Origin of the sequence: Cryobacterium sp. SO1, assembly GCF_004210215.2 — a bacterium.
Classification (GTDB): Bacteria; Actinomycetota; Actinomycetes; order Actinomycetales; family Microbacteriaceae; genus Cryobacterium.
Genome location: NZ_CP067394.1, coordinates 932,965 through 953,402, shown reverse-complemented (window position 1 = coordinate 953,402; position 20,438 = coordinate 932,965). Strand labels below are relative to the sequence as shown.

At 62.7% G+C, this 20,438-nt stretch carries 17 protein-coding genes and 1 tRNA gene; 4 read left to right on the top strand and 14 right to left on the bottom strand.

Going from position 1 to position 20,438, the window contains the following annotated elements; genetic code table 11:
• Positions 1-99 precede the first annotated feature (99 nt).
• Positions 100-1,035, bottom strand: coding sequence for a helix-turn-helix domain-containing protein (locus tag BJQ95_RS04445; RefSeq protein ID WP_130178041.1), 936 nt, complete (start codon positions 1,033-1,035; stop codon positions 100-102).
• 137 nt (positions 1,036-1,172) lie between these two features.
• Between BJQ95_RS04445 and BJQ95_RS04440 the strand changes: the two genes are divergently transcribed.
• Genes BJQ95_RS04440 through BJQ95_RS04430 form a run of 3 tightly spaced genes read left to right on the top strand, consistent with a single transcriptional unit; the run spans position 1,173 to position 4,359 of the window.
• Positions 1,173-2,303: a carbon-nitrogen hydrolase family protein gene (locus tag BJQ95_RS04440; RefSeq protein ID WP_256041525.1), complete on the top strand. Its 1,131-nt coding sequence runs from the start codon at positions 1,173-1,175 to the stop codon at positions 2,301-2,303.
• Positions 2,300-2,818, top strand: a complete 519-nt coding sequence (locus BJQ95_RS04435; protein ID WP_130178039.1) for an SCO family protein — start codon at positions 2,300-2,302, stop codon at positions 2,816-2,818. The genes BJQ95_RS04440 and BJQ95_RS04435 overlap by 4 nt, the downstream gene beginning before the upstream one ends.
• Positions 2,815-4,359 (top strand): hypothetical protein, encoded by a 1,545-nt coding sequence (locus BJQ95_RS04430; RefSeq protein WP_130178038.1) that lies wholly within the window; start codon positions 2,815-2,817, stop codon positions 4,357-4,359. The genes BJQ95_RS04435 and BJQ95_RS04430 overlap by 4 nt, the downstream gene beginning before the upstream one ends.
• A 270-nt stretch (positions 4,360-4,629) precedes the next feature.
• Here BJQ95_RS04430 and BJQ95_RS04425 read toward each other — a convergent pair whose 3' ends face one another.
• The 11 genes from BJQ95_RS04425 to BJQ95_RS04375 form a co-directional block, all read right to left on the bottom strand.
• Positions 4,630-5,337 carry an IclR family transcriptional regulator gene (locus tag BJQ95_RS04425; RefSeq protein ID WP_130178037.1) on the bottom strand — a complete coding sequence of 236 codons (708 nt, stop codon included), beginning with the start codon at positions 5,335-5,337 and terminating at the stop codon, positions 4,630-4,632.
• A gap of 32 nt (positions 5,338-5,369) precedes the next feature.
• A complete protein-coding gene (locus BJQ95_RS04420) occupies positions 5,370-6,182 on the bottom strand; it encodes an SDR family NAD(P)-dependent oxidoreductase (protein ID WP_130178036.1) in 813 nt (270 codons plus the stop codon).
• A complete protein-coding gene (locus tag BJQ95_RS04415) occupies positions 6,179-7,933 on the bottom strand; it encodes a thiamine pyrophosphate-binding protein (RefSeq protein WP_130178035.1) in 1,755 nt (584 codons plus the stop codon). The genes BJQ95_RS04420 and BJQ95_RS04415 overlap by 4 nt, the downstream gene beginning before the upstream one ends.
• Entirely contained in the window at positions 7,930-9,324 is a 1,395-nt protein-coding gene (locus tag BJQ95_RS04410; protein ID WP_240694779.1) for an MFS transporter, read from the bottom strand. Before BJQ95_RS04410 ends, BJQ95_RS04415 begins: the two co-directional genes overlap by 4 nt.
• A 42-nt stretch (positions 9,325-9,366) precedes the next feature.
• Entirely contained in the window at positions 9,367-10,350 is a 984-nt protein-coding gene (locus tag BJQ95_RS04405) for a zinc-binding dehydrogenase (protein ID WP_130178034.1), read from the bottom strand.
• 427 nt (positions 10,351-10,777) lie between these two features.
• Entirely contained in the window at positions 10,778-11,140 is a 363-nt protein-coding gene (locus tag BJQ95_RS04400; RefSeq protein ID WP_130178033.1) for a hypothetical protein, read from the bottom strand.
• A gap of 31 nt (positions 11,141-11,171) precedes the next feature.
• Positions 11,172-12,674: an MFS transporter gene (locus BJQ95_RS04395; protein WP_240694778.1), complete on the bottom strand. Its 1,503-nt coding sequence runs from the start codon at positions 12,672-12,674 to the stop codon at positions 11,172-11,174.
• Between the two features lie 137 nt (positions 12,675-12,811).
• Positions 12,812-13,090, bottom strand: coding sequence for a hypothetical protein (locus BJQ95_RS04390; protein ID WP_165384949.1), 279 nt, complete (start codon positions 13,088-13,090; stop codon positions 12,812-12,814).
• The gene (locus tag BJQ95_RS04385; protein ID WP_130178031.1) at positions 13,080-14,213 is read right to left on the bottom strand and encodes a hypothetical protein; all 1,134 of its coding nucleotides are present in this window, start codon (positions 14,211-14,213) and stop codon (positions 13,080-13,082) included. The genes BJQ95_RS04390 and BJQ95_RS04385 overlap by 11 nt, the downstream gene beginning before the upstream one ends.
• A gap of 1 nt (position 14,214) precedes the next feature.
• On the bottom strand, positions 14,215-14,754 hold the full coding sequence (locus tag BJQ95_RS04380) for a UGSC family (seleno)protein (protein ID WP_130178030.1): 540 nt from the start codon (positions 14,752-14,754) through the stop codon (positions 14,215-14,217).
• 365 nt (positions 14,755-15,119) lie between these two features.
• A complete protein-coding gene (locus tag BJQ95_RS04375) occupies positions 15,120-15,839 on the bottom strand; it encodes an IclR family transcriptional regulator (protein WP_165384948.1) in 720 nt (239 codons plus the stop codon).
• A gap of 216 nt (positions 15,840-16,055) precedes the next feature.
• Here BJQ95_RS04375 and trxB point away from each other — a divergent pair, with 216 nt between their 5' ends.
• Positions 16,056-17,042 (top strand): thioredoxin-disulfide reductase, encoded by a 987-nt coding sequence (gene trxB, locus BJQ95_RS04370; RefSeq protein WP_130178028.1) that lies wholly within the window; start codon positions 16,056-16,058, stop codon positions 17,040-17,042.
• 175 nt (positions 17,043-17,217) lie between these two features.
• Here the strand turns inward: trxB and BJQ95_RS04365 are convergent.
• Positions 17,218-17,291: transfer RNA gene (locus BJQ95_RS04365), tRNA-Met, on the bottom strand.
• 163 nt (positions 17,292-17,454) lie between these two features.
• Positions 17,455-20,358 (bottom strand): UPF0182 family protein, encoded by a 2,904-nt coding sequence (locus tag BJQ95_RS04360; protein WP_205750132.1) that lies wholly within the window; start codon positions 20,356-20,358, stop codon positions 17,455-17,457.
• Positions 20,359-20,438 lie beyond the last annotated feature (80 nt).

Sequence of the window (20,438 nt, the reverse complement as noted above, 5' to 3'; positions counted from 1 at the left end):
TTCCTCATCCAGGTTCCCATCTCCAGCACGTCGCGGCCGGGTCGGTGTGGAGATTCGCCGGGAGCGGCGTTATCCCGCGCGATGAGAGGAAGCAGAACGTTATCCCGCCCGAGGGTGCCCCACCGGAATGGATGCCGCGCGGATGCCTCTTGCGGACGTCCCCCTGTCGCGACGCAATGACTTCGACAGCGTCGAGGGATCGAGCATTCCCACCTCTGATGCAATCTGAGCCACCGACATGCCAGTCGAGGTCAGAAGCGAGGCTGCGCGATCCAACCTCCGGGCGCGAAATACCGCTGCCGGCGAGTGACCCATGACCTCGAAGCATCGATATACCGTGCGATCGGAAACACCGTTTGTTCGAGCCAGACTGGCGACGGAGAGGGAGGGATCCCCCAGTCGAGCGTCGATCTCCTCCGTCAGCAGGGCGAACAGCGTGTAATGGTCGAGAGGCCCACTCCGCCCCCGGGACGCCCTCGCCATGATCGATGCGACGAGACCTGTTGCGATCAGCTCCATCTGGCCCTCGTCATCGATCAGCGGCATGGCCCGCAGGTAGGACCGCGAGAGATTGCGCAGCATCCGGTAGTCCCAGCTCGTCGCCGCATCCAAGACGCGAGGGGCACCGGGAACCCAATCCGTGTCGCTTAGGTTGAGCAGATGAAGCGGGGTGTGGAAGACGACAACTCCACTTCGGACCTGGGTCACCAGATCGTACGGCCTGTCCGAGAGGTAGATGGCGCCCTGACCGGGTCGCAGGCGTGCTGTCGCCCCGCCCTGGCTCACGGTGCTGGAACCGTGCAGCTGCATGGTGAGGAGTACGAGGCTGCGCGGGGAGTCGTTGATCAGTTCCGCCGAGCGGTGAACACTGACCGGCCCGGTCCGAACCAAACTGATTGCGGCGGCGCCCGCACTTCTCTGCTCGACCGACCCGCGCAGGCTTGGCTCGGTCGCACGCGACACGCGCAGAGGCACGAAGGAGTCCGAAACGGCTGCCTCGAAAGCCTCCGCGTTGTCCATCTGCACCCGTGCCATACACTCGAGCGTGTCACGGTAAATGTTTCCAACAGATTACGATTTCATTACGTTCATGTTTTGTCACGCGCGGTGTGCGCAAACGACCCGATTTGACATAGCCCGGGCCGCCCTCGGGCGTATCCGCGGACCTTAGAGTGGTGCTCGACGGCCCGGACTGCCGCGTCGCTGCGCACTCAAGGAGGATGGCCATGTCGAGTACTGTTCGTATCGCGTCCGTTCAAGCCGAGCCGGTCTGGTTTGACCTGGAAGCCACCACGGCCAAGACGCTTGATCTCATCTCCGAAGCCGCGCGCGGCGGGGCGCAGCTCATCGCGTTCCCCGAGACCTGGCTGCCGGGGTACCCACTGTTCCTGTGGAGCCACACTCCCGCCCAGCAAGCGGGCCTCGTTGCGGAGTACCACGCGAACTCGGCGACGGTCGGCGGAACGCAGATCGACCGCATCCGTGACAGCGCCCGTGCGAACAAGACCTGGGTGGTTATCGGCATCAGCGAGCGGGTGCACGGCACGCTTTACATCTCTCAACTCATCATCGACGACACCGGCGATGTCCGTCTCCACCGCCGCAAGCTCAAACCGACCCACGTCGAGCGCTCCCTCTTTGGCGAAGGTGACGGATCAGGCCTCCAGGTCGTCGAGACACCATTCGGGCGACTGGGCGGACTCAACTGCTGGGAACACCTGCAACCACTGGTCAAGTTCGCCATGTACGCGCAGAACGAGCAGATTCACGTCGCCTCCTGGCCATGCTTCAGCGTCCCCGCCCACCACTTCGCACTCACCTCCGACGCCTCCCTCGCGGCCAGCCAGACCTACGCCATGGAAGGCGGCGGCTTCGTCCTCGTCGCCTGTCAGATCATGACGACCGCAGGCGCGGAACGCCTCGGCATACCCCCGGAGATCCTCGCGACCGGACCCGGTGCGGGCGTCGCCCGCGTCTTTGGCCCTGACGGAGCACTCATCTCTCAGCCCTTGGCTGCCGAAGAAGAGGGCCTCGTCTACGCCGACCTCGATCTCACCGCCGTCATTACCGCCAAGAATTACGCAGACCCGGTCGGCCACTACAGCCGACCCGACGTCTTCGACTTCCACGTCAACCGCACCAAGCGGGAACCCGCTCATTTTTCACCGGCACCCGAATCGCTCCACGAAGCCGCTAACCCCGTGCTGCAAGCAACTGCAGAACGAGAGCCTTTCCTTTTCGGAGCGGTACACGAGGGCGTCTCGCAGAACGACGTCTTCTCCGAGACTGCGACCGCCCCATGACCGCCCCAGCCAACCTGCACTTCTCGCTCGTCGACGATCGCGACGGCTTGGTCGACGAATCCGCTGCGCACGGCGCGTTGAGCCTGTTCTTCTTCGGCTTCACCAACTGCCGCATGGTCTGCCCACGGGCACTCGGCAAGCTCTCCGCGAGCTTGGATGAACTCGGCGCCGACGACAACGACATCCGTGCGTTCTACGTCACCGTCGACCCCGACCGCGACTCGCCGGAGGTGCTGCGGGCGTTCCTGGAGCAGGATTATCCGCGCTTCTCAGGTCTCACCGGCGACCGCGGGAGACTCCGGGATTTCCAGCAGTCGCTGCATGTCTTCTCTCGACGCCGGGACGATCCGCAGGAGCCCGACGGATACGCGATGCCGCACTCGGCGTTCACATACGTGTTCGATCCCAAGGGCGACTACCTCGCTCACTTCGGCGACGGCATGCCGGCGCCCGAGGTGACCGCTCGACTGCGGCAGTTGATCTCCCTGTCAGCTTCCCAGAGCGGCGGATCATGACATCGGCAGGCAACCCTCCGTCGGAGTACGCCCGGCGCGGTCTCGACGATCTTCAGCTCGGCCATCTCCGGCATTTCGACAACCTCTCCCTACGCCTGGACAACGACTGGTCCCTCATGCAGGGCAAGGGATTCGGTCAGGACGACTTCGGCGGGTACCGGTTTCAATTGGCCTACATGACCTATGCCCTCGCGCTGACCCATCAGCATCGACTGCCGAACGCACCGGGAGTGTTCCGTCCGATGCTGGAGCGGATAATGCAGAAGATGCTGCTTCCCGAGGTGTGGTCGTACTGGCACGACGTGAGCCGCGGCGGGTCGGTGTACAACGCTCACCTCGGGCCGCTGAGCGAAAAGTGGGATCCCGTCGCACAGGACAACATCATGTACAGCGCTTACGTGCAGTCGATGGCGCTGCTACACCACTACCTGTTCCGTGACGACCGATACGCGCAATCCGAAGCGCTGTCGATGGAGCATTGGTCCTTTTTCTGGGGCGGAGAATCCCGTCGCTTCGACTACGACGAGAACAGCCTGAATGAGCACATCTATTGGCAGATGGTCTCGAACGGGTACATCGGCGTGGCATGCGAGCCGAACTGCGTCTTCCAGATCTGCAACCAGCCGGCCATCCTCGGGTTCCGTCTGCATGACGTCGTCAACGGCGGTTCCCGCGCGCAGGAGGTCGTCCGGGAGTACGAGAACGCGTGGGCAAGCCTTGGCAGGCTCGGAGAGAACGGGCACTACAACACGCTCGTCGCAACGGATTCGCGAAAAGTGTTTGAGAACGCACTGATCATGCCCTGGGTCGACGCGTGGAACGGCACCCTCATGAACATGTGGAACCGCGATTTCGTTCACGAGCACTATCCCTCGCAGATTCGCGACATCCTCGTCCCCGGCGAGCACGGTGCGCTCTCGATCCGCCCCACACCGCCTCGACAGCTGATGGGTCAGACCCTCAAATACGACTGGGGCGACTTCGGATGGACGGCTGCGTGGGCTTCGGAGATGGGTGATGCTGACACGCTCGCGGGTCTCCTCACGCATGCGGACCGCTACATGCACCCTCTCTGGGCCGACGGTGGCCTTCATTATCCCCGCAACGACACATCAGTCGACGCGGCGGGCAATCTCACTCTGATGGATCCGATCACCGGCAACGTCCTACTCGCCTATGCCCGACTCAATGTGCCCGACGGGCTGCACCGGCTCTACGCCGAGCCGTGGGATGACGCGCACTTCCGCGAGCCCATGGTGACCGAAGTGCGCGGCGAAGTGATCGTGCGCGTCGCCTATTTCGATGCAGGGACCAAAACTCTGCACGTTGAGGCGACAACCGCGAAAGATCGGCACGGTTCGCAGTTTCAGGTAAGCAACCTCGGGGAAACGGCAGTCCTCGCAGCGGATGGTGGCGAGGCATCGCTGAGTGATGCGACGGCTTTGGCTGATCTCGGCGCGCGCGTCGTCGACGGTGATCTCATCGTGGATGTTCGCAGCGGTGGTTGGCACAGCTACGCAGTGCGTCTGCAGACGGGTTGACGGCCGTCCGAGAGGAGCGCTCCCACGTCAGCAGAGGATCCCGGAGGAGACGAAGCAGCGCGCGGTCAGGCTCGTGCTGGATCATCTCGATGAGTACCCGAACCTGACGTCCGCGTGCGCGAGGGTCTCGGCCCGGCTCGGGTTCGGTGCCGAGTCGCTGCGCCGGTGGGTGCGCCAGGCGCAGATCGATCAGGGCGAAAGCGAGGGCGTGAGCCCGACGCGCCCAGGCCGTTCATACAGCGGCGTTGGAAACGGCTCGCCGTGAACCATTTAGGTGAAGAGTGCATCAATCTGGGCCGCCGCGCTTCGCACTTCTTCGACTACGTGTTCGACCACTCGACTTCCCACGGGATAGATGACGGCAACGCTGGCCGGCACGTCCGACATAGGCAAGAGGACGGGGCTCGCAACACACTCGATTCCGGGGGTGATTGTGCCGGCAGACCAGGCGTAACCATCGATGCGTGCCTTCGCTGCTTCTTGAGGCTCACCCGGCACTGCGGGAAGGCCGGAGAAAATCGCCATCACAGCTGCGCCCCGATCAACAGGCCCGACTGTACCCGGGCGGAAGATGAGATGGGTACGTGACGATGTGGGTTCCACCGACATGAGGCAGAGCGATCGGTTCTCGTCAAGCTCAGTGATGAACGCCGTTGCTCCGCATGTGTCCGCAAGCAGCTGTAAACGTGGGCGTATGAGTGCCGGGACATCATGGGTGACCTTGAGAGCAAGCGCAACCAGACCGGGTCCAAGCTCATATCCACCGTCGGCACGCTGCCGCACGAGTCGTGTACGCAGCAAGGTACGGAGGAAGCGATAGATTATCGAGCGGTGCAGGCCTAGTTCCGCCGCTATCTCGGCCACCGACAACGGCTTATTGGCGTCAGCGACAACCTCGAGGATGCGAACCACGCGCTCGGCCGCCTGCGACTCCGGCTGGCTGCCGGGAACGGCGGCTCCATCGATCTCGGTACTCACGGCTTCTTCTCCTCACTCCGGTCCGCGACCTTCTACGCTCCTCGGCCCGATCTCGCCAAGAGGCTCGGGTAGGCCCGGGTGAGTGCGCCCCCATCGGCAAAGACTGTGTCTCCGGTGATGTATGACGCGTCGTCGGAACAGAGAAAGGCTACCAGCGCGGCAACTTCCGATGGCTGCGCCGGCCGTCCGAGCGGGATGCCGTCGACGAATGCCTTTCGCGCGTTGGTATCGCCCGTGAGTCGGGCAACCATCGGAGTCTCGGTGAGACCGGGGCCGACAGCGACCACTCGTGTGCCGGCTGCGCCGACCTCGAGTGCGGCCACCTGAGTAAGCATCGACACCGCGGCCTTCGCGGAAGCGTACGCTGCGAGACCCTCGCCGGGCTGTGCCGCATTAGTTGAGGAGAAGTTCACTACTACACCTCCGCCGCCTTGGGTCTCGTATTGGCGCAGCTCTGACTGCAAACACACGAAGACTCCGCGGAGGTTCACGTCAACTACACGCTGAAAGTCCTCGACTGATTGGTCCACGATCCGACTGCTGGCGCCGATACCTGCAGCATTGACGGCGATATCAAGACGACCCCAGCGGGATACCGCGACCGCAACCGCCTCTGCCATCGAGTCTGGATCGGTTACATCCGCCTTGAAACTGAGCGCGGATTCGCCGAGTTCGGCAGCAACCGCGTTGGCCGCCGCCTCGTCCCGATCAACGAGAAGAATCGACGCACCCTCCGAATACAACCGACGGGCGGTCTCTGCACCCATTCCCGAGCCGGCGCCAGTCACGAGCGCGATGCGCCCGGAAAGCCGGAGAAGGGACGAGCCAACCCCTAAACGGGTCATACGGCGAGGCTCTCTGCGTATGGCACTCGCGCGAGACCGGTTGGAGTGTGCGGGCCGTCGGCGATCTCGCCGACGAAGCGCCGCGTGACGGGGGCGATGTCCATCGCATCGGTCAGCACGTTGATGCAGGCGGGTCCACCTGAGTCGAGAGCACGCTGCAGGGCTCCTTCGAATTGCGAAGGCTCTTCAACGAACTCAGCATGGGCACCGAATGCGGCTGCGACGAGATCATAGCGCGAGGGTGCGAGGTCGGAGATCATCCGTCTACCTTTGCCATAGATGAGGTCCTGGCCGTGCTGCGACATCGCCCAGCCGCGGTCGTTGTTTACGATCACGATCACTGGGAGCTTGTGCCGTACGAGGGTGTCGAACTCCCCCAGCGTGAAGCCGAGTGCGCCGTCCCCCGTGAAACAGATGACTGGTGAGTCGGGAGAGGCGACCTGCGCGCCGACCGCCTGCGGGAGGCCTTCGCCCATGATCCCCATGTAGCCGTGCCCGATCCAGCGCCGAGGCTCCTCTAGCGAAACGACGGCATCCAGCCAAGCCGGCGTCTCGCCGCCGTCAAGCACGAAGATGGTGTCGGCGGGTGCGAGCCGCGCCACCTGTCGAGCGAGTCCAGCAGGTGTCTCGAGCGCGTTCGCATTGTTATTGGACGCGGTAGGAGGCGAACCAGCTGCTGCAGCCGCCAACTTCGGAGTGAATTCCGCGAGCCACGCCGCGCGCTCGCCGCCCGCGGCGAAGCTTACGCCTGCACTCGCGTCGAGTACCGCCCTCAGGAAGGGCAGCACGGCCGACGTGATGCCGAGGTCGATGTCACGCATCCGGCCGATCTCTTCCGCAACCGTGTCGACCTGGATGACACGAGCGCCTTCGGGGATGACTGATCCGCGGCGCCCTCCCGTATTTAGCCCGAGTCGCGCACCGAGGATGAGCACGACGTCGGCCTGGCGGCCCGTCCGCCGGGCAACACCCGCGAGGGCGCCGTAGCTACCGCCGGCGTGCCTGTTTGTAGTGGACACAATGCCCTTACTTTTGTTGTTGGTAAGCACTGGCAGATTTAAGCGAGTGGCCAGTTCACGAAGCTCGGCCGCGGCATCCGGGAAGACCGAACCGGCGCCCGTCAGGACGGCAGGTCGCTTCGCGTCCCGAAGCAGACGCACAACCTCTGCGATCGCGGTTGGGTCGGGCGCCGGTGGGCTCGGCCGGAGTGCCCCGTTGGGCATGACAACGTCTTCGGAGTCCACACGCGCGAAGAGCACATCGGTCGGCAGGTCAATGTAGACCGGGCCCGGCTTGCCCTCTCTCGCGATCTGGAAAGCACGGGCCACGACCTGAGGCAAGAGGGCGGTCACCGTAGCGCGGTGCGACCATTTGGTGATTCCGCTCATCACGCTGAGCTGGTCGTAGCCACTGTTCACAGGGAGGGCGTCGAAATCACGCAACGGGGCGGCGGCGCCGAAGAACACCATGGGAACCCCGTCCGCCCAGGCGTTCGCGACCGGAGTGACGAGGTTCGTTACGCCGCCGCCAGCAGTGGCCATCGCCACACCGACATCTCCCGTGACTTTCGCCCAGCCTTGCGCGGCGAATCCAGCAGCCTGTTCATGACGGGTGTCGATCAGGCGGATGCCAGCATCCAATGCACTGCGGTACACGCCGTCAAGGTGTCCTCCGTGGAGTGTGAAGATGGTCGACACTCCGAATCGGGTGAGGGTTTCGACGAGGAGTTGGTTTCCGCTGATGAGGGTCACGGCTGGGCTTCTTTCGCATGGACGGACACTGGGATGTTGGGGGACGCGTTCGGTGCGCTGTAGGTGATCGAGTTTTTGCTGGTCTCTCCCACGAAGAACGCAGCGATCGCGCTGACTACGCAGAGCACGATCATGTAGATCGAGACCGACAGGATCGAGCCTGTCGCCGCGAAAAGGGCCGCGGCGACGAGGGGGGCGAACCCGCCGCCAAGGATGCTGCCGATCTGGTAACCGAGGGAGGCGCCGGTGTAGCGCACCTCCGCCTTGAACTTCTCGGCGAGCATGGCGGCCAGAGGGCCGAACATGGCTGTGGAGCCGAGCCCGGAGCCCACTAGGGCGATCATCAGAAAGCCGAAGGATCCGAGATCGGCCAGCAGGAAGAACGGGATTGCCCAGAGCGCAGAAACCGCCGCGCCGAAGAGAAACACGTTCCGCCGTCCGAGGCGGTCGGAAAGGGATGCGAAGAGGAGAGTGAGGAAGATTTCGACCACGGCGTTGCAGAGGATGGCGACGAGCACGATGGTTCTGTCCATCTCCAGAACCTGTGTGGTGTACGAGAGGAAGTAGACGTTCTTGATATATCCAATGGCGCTCGTGGCCGCCACGGTGAGAGCGGTGAGTACGACCGCTCCTGAGTGATTGCGAAGCACTTGAAGGAAGGGCGAGCGCTCGGCTTTATGTTCTTCTTTTACGGTTTCAAACACCGGACTTTCGGAGACTTGGAGGCGCATGAAGACGCCGACTCCGACCAGGACGATACTGACGAGAAAGGGGATACGCCAGCCCCAGCTGGTGAGTTGTTCCTCGGTCAGAAGCAGCGTCAGGGGAAGGAAGACCAGGTTGGCGAGAATGAAGGCTACTGGGATTGCGGCTTGCGTGAAGCCTCCATAGAGGCCACGTCGTCCTTCGGGAGCGTGCTCGACGGTCATCAACGCGGCACCGCCCCATTCGCCTCCGGCGGCAATGCCTTGAATGATGCGAAGGAGCACCAGCAGCAGCGGCGCCCACGCGCCGATTGCAGCGTAGGTGGGCAGGAGACCAATCGCGGTCGTAGCGACTCCCATGATGACGATTGTCGCCACCAGCATCGATTTACGGCCGATACGGTCACCAAACGAACCGAAGATCACGGCACCGAGCGGACGGGCTATGAAGCCGGCTGCGAACACCGCGAAGGTTGCGATCGTCGCCAGTGCCGGATCGGTTCCGGTGAAGAAGAGGCCGTTGAACACAAGGGCAGCCGCCGTGCCGTAAATGAAGAAGTCGTAATTTTCGACCGCGGTCCCAATGAGGCTGGACGCGGCGACGCGACGGGTTTGTTTCCTGCGATCGCTTGAAGTAAGGGATGGTGTGGGAGAGTGCGCGATGGTCGCGTCGTTGCTATTCGGCACGCTGTTTCCTTTCAGCTGTTTTGATGCGATGTGGGGGGTGGCTTAGAAGCGGACATGGAGCTTCGTAGTTCCGGCAGGAGCCGCGAGCGTTCCGTTGATGAGATCGACAGCGGCCGCGAAGGACACTTCCGTCACCCAATCAGCCGGTGAACGTTTGACTAGATCTATCGAATCGAGGAAGTCGCCGCGATCATAGGCGAAGCTGCCGAGCAGTGTCCGCTCGTGCGTGACGACATCGTTGCCGTCGACGGGGAGCTGACGGGAATGTAACCCCACAAACACGGTGGGTCCGCCCGGGACAGTGGCCGCGATCGCATTTTCGCGCGTGGCGACAGCCCCAACAGTGTCGAACACGGCGTCGAAGAGTCCGACGCTCGTTACATCGATCGATGTTCCTGTGCCCTCGGCGCCGAGCGAATTGGCGATGCCGTGCTTGGACACATCGATTTCGGTGAGGTAGACAGACGCTTTCGCGTGCTCGCGGGCGGCTACAAGCAGGCACAGGCCGATTGCACCACCGCCGATCACGGCGACCCGAGATGCCGGCTCGACTCGCGCCCGCCTCAAGGCGTGTAGGGCGGTTGCCATTGGCTCGATCAGAGCAGCTTGGGCATCGTCGACATCGTCGGGAAGCGCTACGAGCTGTTTCGCCGGCAGAGCCACATATTCGGCGAGCACCCCGTCGATGTGAGCACCTAGAATCACCTTGCCTGCACACAAGTTTTCTCTCGAGGCGATGCATGCGCGGCACGCTCCGCACGCCACGAGTGGGATCACGGTCACACGCTGTCCCGTGTCCTGGCGCACCCCCACGAGCTCGTGACCGATCACGATTCCGTCACGGAATTGAGGGTTTCCCCGCTGTACCGCGCCGATATCCGTGCCGCAAATACCTACTCGCGTCACCTTGACGAGCACTTCCCCCTCGCCCGCGATCGGCTTGGCACGAGTACGTAGATGCACTCCGTCGCGCGCCGTGAATTCCATTGCAAGCACAAATATCTCCGCTTCGTCGCGCCCAGCCACTCGATCGTATCTGTCATCGCACAGTTTGTGCGCTCACAGAGTATGTCGCCCGCGCGGACGTGTCAAGGCGATCTACTCTGCCGGGCTCGCTAGGCGGTGCGGGACGATCGAATCTTTTCTGCGGCGGGAGGGATGCAGCGGCGGCGAGCGTTCCTCAAGTGCCCGGCGACGTCGATTTGGACCTTCGGAGGGCAACCGATCAGTCTGGGTTCGTGCAGCGGCGGCGTGGGTCTGCCAGGCTCGATACGACCGCGAAGCGACCTGGACGCCCGACTCGCGCGGGAGCCCACAGGCAGGCTGGACTCCGTGGCCGTTAGCCTTCATTCGGAGGACGAAAGCGACTATTGACGGTTGCGAGGTTCGAGTTCCCTCGCGAAGAAAGACGCCGCCGCCTTCAGGATGTCGTTCGTCTCCCGCTTCTCCCGCTTCAACCGGTCCGGTCGCCGGCATCGACCTGCGCCTGCACGACCCACTGCCGCAGCGATTCCGCGCCGATGTTCAGCCTCGGCGCGAGATCACGGCACGCGGCCGACTCTGACCGGTAATCCTTCAAACGGTCAAGCGTCATTCGAATCGCTCGCTCGCGAACCTCTGCTGGGTGTTTCTTGGGATATCCGAATCCTTTCACCAGACAGAAAGCGTCAGGAAACCCGGGATGGTTCAGCCCCGCCTGCCTGGCGGCGACAACCCGGGCGCCCCCCGCGGCGAGACGGAAATGCTCCGCCTGGCGGGCCCGTCCGTACTTATTCGGATCGATGCCCGCTTTGATCAGCCAGCCCAGACCCGTCAAGAAGCGCTTGGCCCCGCTGACCGCTGTATGCCTACTCCAACCGGAGCTTCACCCCTTCGCGCGTGGCGCGCACTGCCAGCACCGCCGCCAGCAGCACTGCTATCCAGAACGCGGCCACTAGCCAAGGGGTGCCGCCGCCAAGTATGACGAGCCCCGTCGCGATCATAGGAGTGAACCCCGCGCCGAGCATCGACCCCCCTTGAAAGGCCAGCGAAGCTCCGCTGTAGCGCAGGTGGGTTGGGAATTGCTCAGCGATATAGGCGCCGAGCGGCCCGTACAAGAGCCCTTGGATGATCCCGCTGCCGACGATATCAGCGACAGCGAAGCCCCATAAGGTGCCGGTGTCCAGCATCCAGATCAGCGGAAAGGCCAGCAGGATGCCAGCGATACCCGCACCCATCAGCACGGGTCGACGCCCGATTCGGTCGCTGAGCCAAGCGGCGTAGAAGGTCACTGCTAGCGTGACCGCCGCGCCGAGGGCCTTGATGTTGAGCACTCCGGCCGAGTCCACGCCTAGGGAGACCACGTGGGCGACACCCCAGACGGTCACGATACCCTGGGTGCAGAAGATACTGATGGCCGCTATCGTTGCGCTGAGCACCACCCGCGGGTGATTCCGCATCACTTCCAACAACGGCACCTTACGCTTGTCTTTCCTGGTCAGTACTTTTTGGAATAGCGGGGTCTCTGTAACCTTGAGCCTGATGATGAGCCCTACCACGATCAGTATCGCGCTGAGCAAGAACGGAATCCGCCACCCCCAGACCAGGAACTGTTCCCCGGTGCCAAGGGTGAAAGTTGCGACCACGAGTGTGGCCAGGACAGACCCGGCCGGGCCCCCAGCGCTCGCGAACGAGGCGGCGAACCCGCGTTGTTTCTGCGGTGCATGCTCCAGTGCCATCAACGCGGCCCCACCCCATTCGCCACCAACGGCAAACCCCTGGATGACACGCAGTAGCACCAGTGCGATCGGTCCAATCATCCCCGCTTGTTCCGTCGTCGGCAGCAGGCCGATGGCGGTCGTTGCGCCACCCATCATGAGCATCGCGATCACGAGCATCTTCTTGCGGCCGATCCTGTCGCCGAAGTGCCCGAACACAATCCCACCGAGCGGCCTGACCACATAACCGACGGCCAGGGTCGCGAATGATGCGAACAGTGCAAACTCCGGACTTAGACCCGCAAAGAATATCTTGTTGAAAACCAACGCCGCTGCGACGGAAAAGAGGATGAAGTCGTAGTATTCGATCGCGGTGCCTATGAAGCTCGACGCCAGGATCCGCCGCATGTCCTTCGTGTTCAGTGATCCGTTCTCGGACGGATCCGCGCCGCTTTCATTCACCTTTCCGGCGACCCCACCGCTGGAAGTCAGGTCGACTGCCGCGGGGCCTCCGGATTTCGATGTGGAGTGCATGGTGTTCTCCTTCGCTGTTCCCCTGATGGAAACGGTTGCGGGCGCAACGGCGCCGCTGCCTTGGCCCTGCGCAAGATGAAAGGTGTTGTCGAATTGGGCTGCAGCCGTCGCGACCGGCACCCGGAGGCAAGCTTGGCTGCGTTCAGGACACTGGCGCGTAGTCCAGAGTTCGGACGTGTCTAGGGGGCCTTCTGTGGCTCTCGCCCTTTGCACGGGGCGGATCTCTTCGAGGAGGTCCGCCCCTCTCTCAATCTGTATCAGTGCTCGTTCGGCAGGACCACATGGTCCAGCCGATATGGTGTGGAGGACAGAGCCTGCCCCATGATTGCTTCCATCACTGGTGTCGGGGACAGGCAGTCGGCGCAGGCGTCCGGGCCGGCCTCCACCTGCACCACGACGGCGTCTTCTCCTGAGAGATGCCAAGTGAGTGTGTAGCCGTCCTTGGCCATCATCTCTTGAGAATTCTCCAGGGCTTTGTCAATGGCGGCAGTATCCGAAGCCTGCATCATGTTCCTTCCGGGCAGATCAACTGACATAGTGGACGGGGCTGTAGGAAGAGGAATGGATCTGACTACGGAGTCCTAAGATTTCGACGATCGCAGAGACTCCGGCGTTGTTTGCCCCACCGACCATGATCTGAACAGAGGATGGGGCAGCAAGCACCGGAACCTGATCGGGCGTACCCGACTCACTGGCGATGTCCCCCACCGCGTCCGGATGGTCCGAGGCCAGACGCCACTGCGTGTGGTGCGAGATGGCATCCTTGCCCACTTCGTTCAGCACGCTCCGCGGCAGGACTGCATGTTTGAAAATGAATCGGCGCAGATCCTCCTTGCTCCACCCCGCGTCTGCGAACAAACGTGCGTGTTCCGGCGACAGCACGAGCAGCGCATTAGTGTACTCGTGGATCAGGGAACCGGTCCGTTTGATGGTGTTGGTGAAGTCCAAGGCGAGATGTTCGGGTGACTTCGTCTGGCGAGCTTCGATATGGATCACTGAGCGGATCACGAATGCAGTCACGACGTCTTGGTCCCGTTCGAAACCGTACTCGGTGTGCAGCGGATCCCAAGGGCTTTCTTCCTCGTTTTCCGCGATGCACATCGTGTACTTCGCCGGCGTGCCCTGGGTCGCCTGGTCCAGTCCGTGAGGCCGGAGAGCGAACACGTTGATCAGCGCAAGACGGATTGCGCGGCCAATGGTCGCGTTTGCCCGGTGCCCTGAACCAAAGATGTTGCCTCTACTGTTGATATCCAGTCGCTCACGAACTGGGCCATTAACCAGGGTTAGGGGGGCACTGCCGGTTGTGGACTGCCAGATTCCATTGCGTGGATGTGGCTCCTGGGCGATGGCCTCCCATGCGGCGACGACGACTGGAAAGTACTCCGGACGACACCCAGCCAACGCGGCGTTGATTGCCGCCAGGCGCACCGTGAGGCGTCGATTGAGGTGTGGGATTTCAAAAAGGACCTCTTCGGGGGCCTTCGGTGTGGTTGCAAGAAACTCTCGAATCACGGATTCGGTGGTTGGAGCCACCGGCAGTCCATCAGACCAGCCTTGAGCCTCGTAGTATTCGAGGATTCTACGAATATCGAGGGCGTCCACCTCAGGCAGCGTCTGCTCGGTTTCTTCTTTTCTGATCTTGGCGTCGGTGATGGTCATGTTAACTCTCCAGTCCGAAAATGCGTTGAATACCTAGCATTAGGTCCGCCGCACGTCCGCGTATTTCGTCGGCATCCAAGCTAGCGATGGGGTGTGCGGCCACGAGGAAGTCGTATCCAGGGAAGCCCTGGACCTTCGCCATAGCCTGCCCGGAGATGAGGAACGAGTCACTGCAGATGCTGACAGCGGGCAGCCCGGCGCGTTCGAAGAGGATCCCGTCGGCGACCGTGGCCGCGCTGCATGACCCGCAGTCCCCGACCGCAGTGATTACCGCATCGCACTCGCTCACGATCTGTTCAAGCAGTTCCTCTTTGATCGGAGTGCCGAAGTAGTCTTTGGTGTAGACAATCGAAGCGCCAAGGCCGTAGCGGCGGTCGAGCTCGGCGGCAATGCTTTTCAAGAGAGGCGTCGCATTGACTTTGGTGTTGTCCAACAGCCCAACACTCAGTCCCTTCAGCGTGCCAGGGCGGGGGGCGAGTGTAACGTCATCGCTGCGTTCCGCCGACCCCGTGGGATCCAACAAAGCTTCCAATTTGGTCATCTAGTTCTCCTCTGTAGACGGGCCTCGACTTAGGTCCCCTAACCATCGAACCGCTACGAGTTCAGTCGATTGCCGAGGCTGTTCGGGGCGCTGGAATGGCGATGTGAACAGCACCTTTCCTATCGTGCCGACCACATCGCTTGACATCGTGTAGCGGCGATTCCGAGAGTAGGAGAGTCAGAGCACATTCAGTAGAACGTCTCCCATTGGATGGGAAGTTAATCTGGGCCCAGCGCCCTAGAGGCCAGCAAGAGATGCCTCCCTTTGAAGCCGTCATCGGACTCGTTTGTGTAATCGGACGAGCCGAGGGGACTACGGCAAACGTCATCAGCGTTGCCTGAGATTTGGCTCAGCCGATGACGAATTCAGACAACGATCTCGGCTTGATAGTTGCCCGGCAGACCACGCCCGACCCCATTTGCGGCGGTACGCAGTACAGGCACGATGGAACCGAGGGCAGGTGGTTCCCCCTCCGTGATCACTCCCATAGCAGCTACGGCACCTAAGCCGGGCTCGAGGACTGGCACTGCAACGGCATACTTGCCCAGTCCGGACTCCTCATGGCTCACTGCGAACCCCGCAACCCGGATTTGCTCGAGTTCTACCTCCAGAGCTCTCCTGGTCGATAAAGTCTTCGATGTACTTTGGGGCAGCTTCATCGGTAGGGACTTGACTAAGTCGGATCCTCCGAACGCCAAGAGCACTTTTCCTGCGGCGCTTGCATGCAGGGGAAGCCGTTCGCCCACTCGCAGGAACTGTTTTCCCGAACGCGTGCCAGCCACGCGATCGACTAACAGGGCCTCACCGTCGTCTATAACGAACAGGTTTACAGAGTGCTGCGTGGCAAAAAAGATGTCCTGCATAAATGGGCTGGCGACTTCAGTTATGTCCCGTTGGACAGGTGCCACCATACCCAGACACCACAGACGCTTGCCTACCATGTAGCTATTCCCCACGCGCTCCAACGCTCCCCATTCGACGAGTTCAGCCAGCAAGCGCTGGGCTGTCGTGATGGGAAGTTGTGCATGGCGGGCTATCCCACTCAGCGCGAGTCGCGCGTGGCCCGACTCGAACACGGCGAGCACAGAAAGAGCCTTCGATGTAACTGAGGGCTGGGGCGGTCCAGCCTTTCCCGGTGCACGTCGTTTCCGTGGTTCAGGGTTGGCCATACCAGACTCCTATCGGCTATGAGGAGTTCACCTAGCTCCATAGCTTCCCATTGGATGGTACGAGCGCGTGCCTCACCCTACTCCGTCGGGAATGATGAGGTCAAAGCCCGAATCAAACGAAGGATCCTCACCATGATTGAACAGATTGTCGACCAGGTGCACGATGTTGTCATCCTCGGCTCCGGACCCGCCGGCTACACCGCTGCTATATATGCTGCACGGGCGAATTTGAAGCCCGTGGTGCTCGCAGGGTCTGTGACCGCCGGGGGTGAGCTGATGAACACGACCGAGGTTGAGAACTTTCCCGGATTCCCCGACGGCATCATGGGGCCTGAACTGATGATGAACATGGAGCAACAGGCCCGGCGCTTTGGTGCGGATATCCGTCGGGAGGATGCCACCGAGCTGAAGCTGGACCAGGCTGCCAAGGAGATCACCATCGGCTCCGGCGAGGTGCTTTTCGCCCGCGCGGTCATCCTCGCGACGGGTTCGGCCTATCGTGAGCTTGGCGTGCCCGGGGAGAAGGCACTTTCCGGTCACGGCGTGAGCTGGTGCGCCACCTGCGACGGCTTCTTCTTCCGGGAGCAGAACATTGCCGTTGTCGGCGGTGGCGACTCTGCGATGGAGGAGGCGTTGTTCCTGACCAAGTTCGCTTCCAAGGTCTACGTCATCCACCGCCGGGACAAGCTGGCTGCCTCCCAGATCATGGCAGACCGGGCAAAGGCGAACGAGAAGATTGAGTTCCTTTTGAACACGGCGGTGACTGAAGTCGAAGGTGAGTCGAAGGTGAGTCGCCTGCAGCTTCGCAACACCGTCACCGGTGAAGAGTCCGAGCTACACGTGACGGGTCTCTTTGTGGCTATTGGCCATGACCCACGCGTGGAGTTGTTCAAGGGTCAGCTCGATCTCACAGAGGACGGCACTGTCAGGGTCGATGGCCGCACCTCCCGAACCCCTTTACCGGGAGTGTTCGCCGCTGGCGATGTGCTCGACCCGACCTATCGCCAGGCCATCACTGCAGCCGGTTCCGGCTGCGTCGCTGCCAGTGATGTTGAGCACTGGCTGGCGGCCACTGCATGCTCCGATCCCGCCCCGACCGCACTCCAGACTGTCGCGTGAACGTCAATGAGGATTACTTCTGCAAGAAGACCTGAGGTTTCGGCCGCGCCATAGCCGAGCGAGCGCTGACACGGTTCGCGAAAGGCGACAGCTTCGTCGCCGAGTTTTCGATGGGCGGTACATTTTCCGTTAAACCACAAAGTCCCGGAAACCTTACGGTTTCCGGGACTATTAGTTGCGGGGGCAGGATTTGAACCTACGACCTCTGGGTTATGAGCCCAGCGAGCTACCGAACTGCTCCACCCCGCGCTACAAGAACTAAGTTACCACAGTTCTCCAAGGCCCTCGAATCGGCCCCTCCCCCCGGGCGAGTCGCACCCGGTCGGGTTCGGCATCCGCACCTCACAGACAGAACGCGGGTGGTGCGACCGGGTTTCCCCGGCGCACCACCCGCGTGCGGTGGACCTGGTGACTACTGCCCGATCAAGGTGAGCATGCTCGCCACGGTGTCGGAGAGCTTCTTGTCGGCGACCCCGAACGCGGCCAGGTCGTTTGCGGCCAGGGCCGCCTGCTTGTCGGCGATGGCCTGCTTCGCCTGGGCGAGGAGGGTCTGCAGCTGGGCGTCGACTTCCGGGTTGCCGGTCTCGGTCGACGGCACTGTCGTGTCGCCGTCGGTTCCGGGCTCGGTCGGCGTCTCGACGGCCGGCACGTCGGTGTCGCCGGCGTTGGCACCGGATTCACCGCCGAAGAGCACGTTGAGCGCGGTATCCAGGGTGTCCTCGAAGGCGATCTGGTCGCCGAAGGCCACCAGGACCTTCTGCAGCAGCGGGTAGCTGGTCTCACCGGTGGACTGCACGTACACGGGCTGCACGTAGAGCAGACCGCCACCGACCGGCAGTGTCAGCAGGTTTCCGTTGAGCACAGTGGACTGGCCCTGCTTGAGCAGGTTGAGCTCGGCGGAGATCGTGGGATCACCGTTGAACTTGGCCTGCACCTGGCCGGGGCCGGGTACCGTGATGTCGTTCGGCAGGGTTAGCAGGCGCAGCTTGCCGTAGCCCTCCGCCCGTTCACCGTCGGTCGCACCCGCATCCGCGTCTGCGGCGAGGTATCCCGTCAGGACGTTTCGACTGGTCTCACCGGACGCGTTCGGGATGAACGTGGAGTACAGCGAGTACGACGGTGCTTCCTGACCGGGCATCTGCATGGTCAGGTAGTACGGCGGCTGCAGGGTGGTGTTGGTCGACGGCGATACCGGGTCGTTCGGCGTGGTCCACGCGTCATCTTCGGAGTAGAACGAGCCCGGGTCGGTCACGTGGTACTTGCCGAGGACTGAACGCTGCACCTTGAACATGTCGGCCGGGTAGCGCACGTGGCTCATCAGCTCACCGCTCATCTCGCTCATCGGCTCGACGGTGGTCGGGAAGATCTTCTGCCAGGTCTGCAGCAGCGGGTCTTTTTCATCCCAGGCGTACAGGGTCACGGAGCCGTCGTAGGCATCCACTGTCGCCTTGACCGAGTTGCGCATGTAGTTGATGTTGTCCAGCGCGAAGGGCTGTTCGGGCGTCTCGGTGTCGGCAATGGCATCGCTCAGGCTCACTGCGGTGGAATACGGGTAGCTGGCCGAGGTCGTGTACGCGTCGATAACCCACTTGATCCGGCCGTCGACGACGGTCGGGTACGGGTCGGAGTCGAGCGTGAGGTACGGGGCAACCTTCTGCACCCGGGTGATCGGGTCACGGTCGTAGAGGATCTGCGACTCGTCGTTGACGGCGTTGGCCAGGAAGATCTGCTCGGACTGGAACTTGAGCGCGTAGATCAGCTTGTTGAAGGGACCGCTCAGACTCGGGCCGCCTTCGCCGCTGAAGGTCGTGTAGGTCTGCTGGGCGCCGTCCTCGCCGGACGGGTAGTCCAGCTCGACCGGGTCACTGCCTTCTGGGGCCCCGACGACCGAGTAGGTCGGCGAGGTCTCACCGAAGTAGACGCGCGGCTCGAATTCGCCCAGGGCCCCGGAGGTGGGGATGCCGTTCTCAAGGAACACCGGCTGGCCGTCGGCCGAGCGCTGGTTGCCGTATGCAGCGACGACGCCATAGCCGTGAGTGTAGACGACCGAGGAGTTGACCCAGGACTGGCTGCTCAGGCCGCCGAGGTCGAGGTCACGCACGGCGACCACCGTGTCCTGGGACTTGCCGTCGATCGTGTACCGGTCCACATCGAGGTCGGCGGGGAACTGGTAGTACTGCTTGAACTGCTCGAGCTGGGCGAACGCGTCGCTGACCAGTGCGGGGTCGAGAATACGGATGTTGGCCGTGGTCTCAGCGTCCGCGCGCAGCGCACCTGGCGTGGCCTCGGTGGTGGCTGTGTAGGGGATCTCTTCGACGTCGGCGACACCGTAGGCATCCCGGGTGAGGTCGATGTTGCGCTGGATGTACGGAGCCTCGAGGGTCTTGGCGCTCGGGTCCACCTGGAAGCGCTGCACGACCCAGGGGTAGAGCGAGCCGATCAGCAGGCTGCTCACGATCAGCAGCGCGGTGCCGATTACGGGCAGACGCCAGCGGCCGATGAACGCGGTGACCAGGAACAGGATCGCGACGAAGACCGCGATGCCGGCCAGGATGGCGCGGCCGGGGATGGTGGCGCTGACGTCGGTGTAGCCGGCGCCGGTGATCAGGTCGTTGGCCTGGGTGAGGGTGGAGTACTGGTCGAGCCAGATGCTCACGCCCTGCAGCAGCAGGTAGATTGCGGCGATCACGGCGATCTGCACGCGCGCGGCCTTGGCCACGAAGACCTCACGGCCGGTGATGCGGATGGCGCCGTACAGGTAGGAGGTGGCGAGCGCGACCAGCGCGGAGATGAGCACCACGGCGGAGCTGAAGGCCAGGACGGACTGGTAGAACGGCAGGTCGAAGAGGTAGAACGACACGTCGAAGCCGAACTGCGGGTCGGTGGTGCCGGCTTCGGTGCGGTTGAGCCACATCAGGATGGTCTGCCAGCGTGTCGCGGCGGCGACACCGGCGAACAGGCCGAGCAGGGCGGGGATGCCGTACATCGCGAGCCGGCGCAGCGGCTCGATGACCTGCTGGTAGCGGTCGACCTGCGAGTTGAGCTTGGCGTAGACGGGGCGCAGGCGATAGGCGAGCTGGATACTCACCCACACCGGCACGGCCATGCCGAGGAACCCGACGAGGAACAGGACCGCACTGGCGATCCACTGAGTGGTCAGCACGCTGAGGAATCCGAGTTGGTCGAACCACAACACATCCGCGTACAGCCCGGCGAAGATGAAGAATAAGATCACCAGCCCTGCAATGATCGCTGCCGTGATGGCGAGCGGGGCACGGCTCCGGCGTGGAGCGTTTCCGGCGGATGATGTGGTCACGAATTGGCCTCTTGCTCTGATAGATCGGGGGTCAGACCCTCATTCTATGCAAGCCTCCTCGGGGCAAGCCCCCAGTTCGC

Excerpts from the sequence above, each read along its gene's own strand:
- BJQ95_RS04445 (WP_130178041.1), bottom strand. The coding sequence starts at position 1,035 with ATGGCACGGGTGCAGATGGACAACGCGGAGGCTTTCGAGGCAGCCGTT.
- BJQ95_RS04435 (WP_130178039.1), top strand. The coding sequence starts at position 2,300 with ATGACCGCCCCAGCCAACCTGCACTTCTCGCTCGTCGACGATCGCGAC.
- BJQ95_RS04430 (WP_130178038.1), top strand. The coding sequence starts at position 2,815 with ATGACATCGGCAGGCAACCCTCCGTCGGAGTACGCCCGGCGCGGTCTC.
- BJQ95_RS04420 (WP_130178036.1), bottom strand. The coding sequence starts at position 6,182 with ATGACCCGTTTAGGGGTTGGCTCGTCCCTTCTCCGGCTTTCCGGGCGC.
- BJQ95_RS04390 (WP_165384949.1), bottom strand. The coding sequence starts at position 13,090 with ATGTCAGTTGATCTGCCCGGAAGGAACATGATGCAGGCTTCGGATACT.
- BJQ95_RS04385 (WP_130178031.1), bottom strand. The coding sequence starts at position 14,213 with ATGACCATCACCGACGCCAAGATCAGAAAAGAAGAAACCGAGCAGACG.
- BJQ95_RS04380 (WP_130178030.1), bottom strand. The coding sequence starts at position 14,754 with ATGACCAAATTGGAAGCTTTGTTGGATCCCACGGGGTCGGCGGAACGC.
- trxB (WP_130178028.1), top strand. The coding sequence starts at position 16,056 with ATGATTGAACAGATTGTCGACCAGGTGCACGATGTTGTCATCCTCGGC.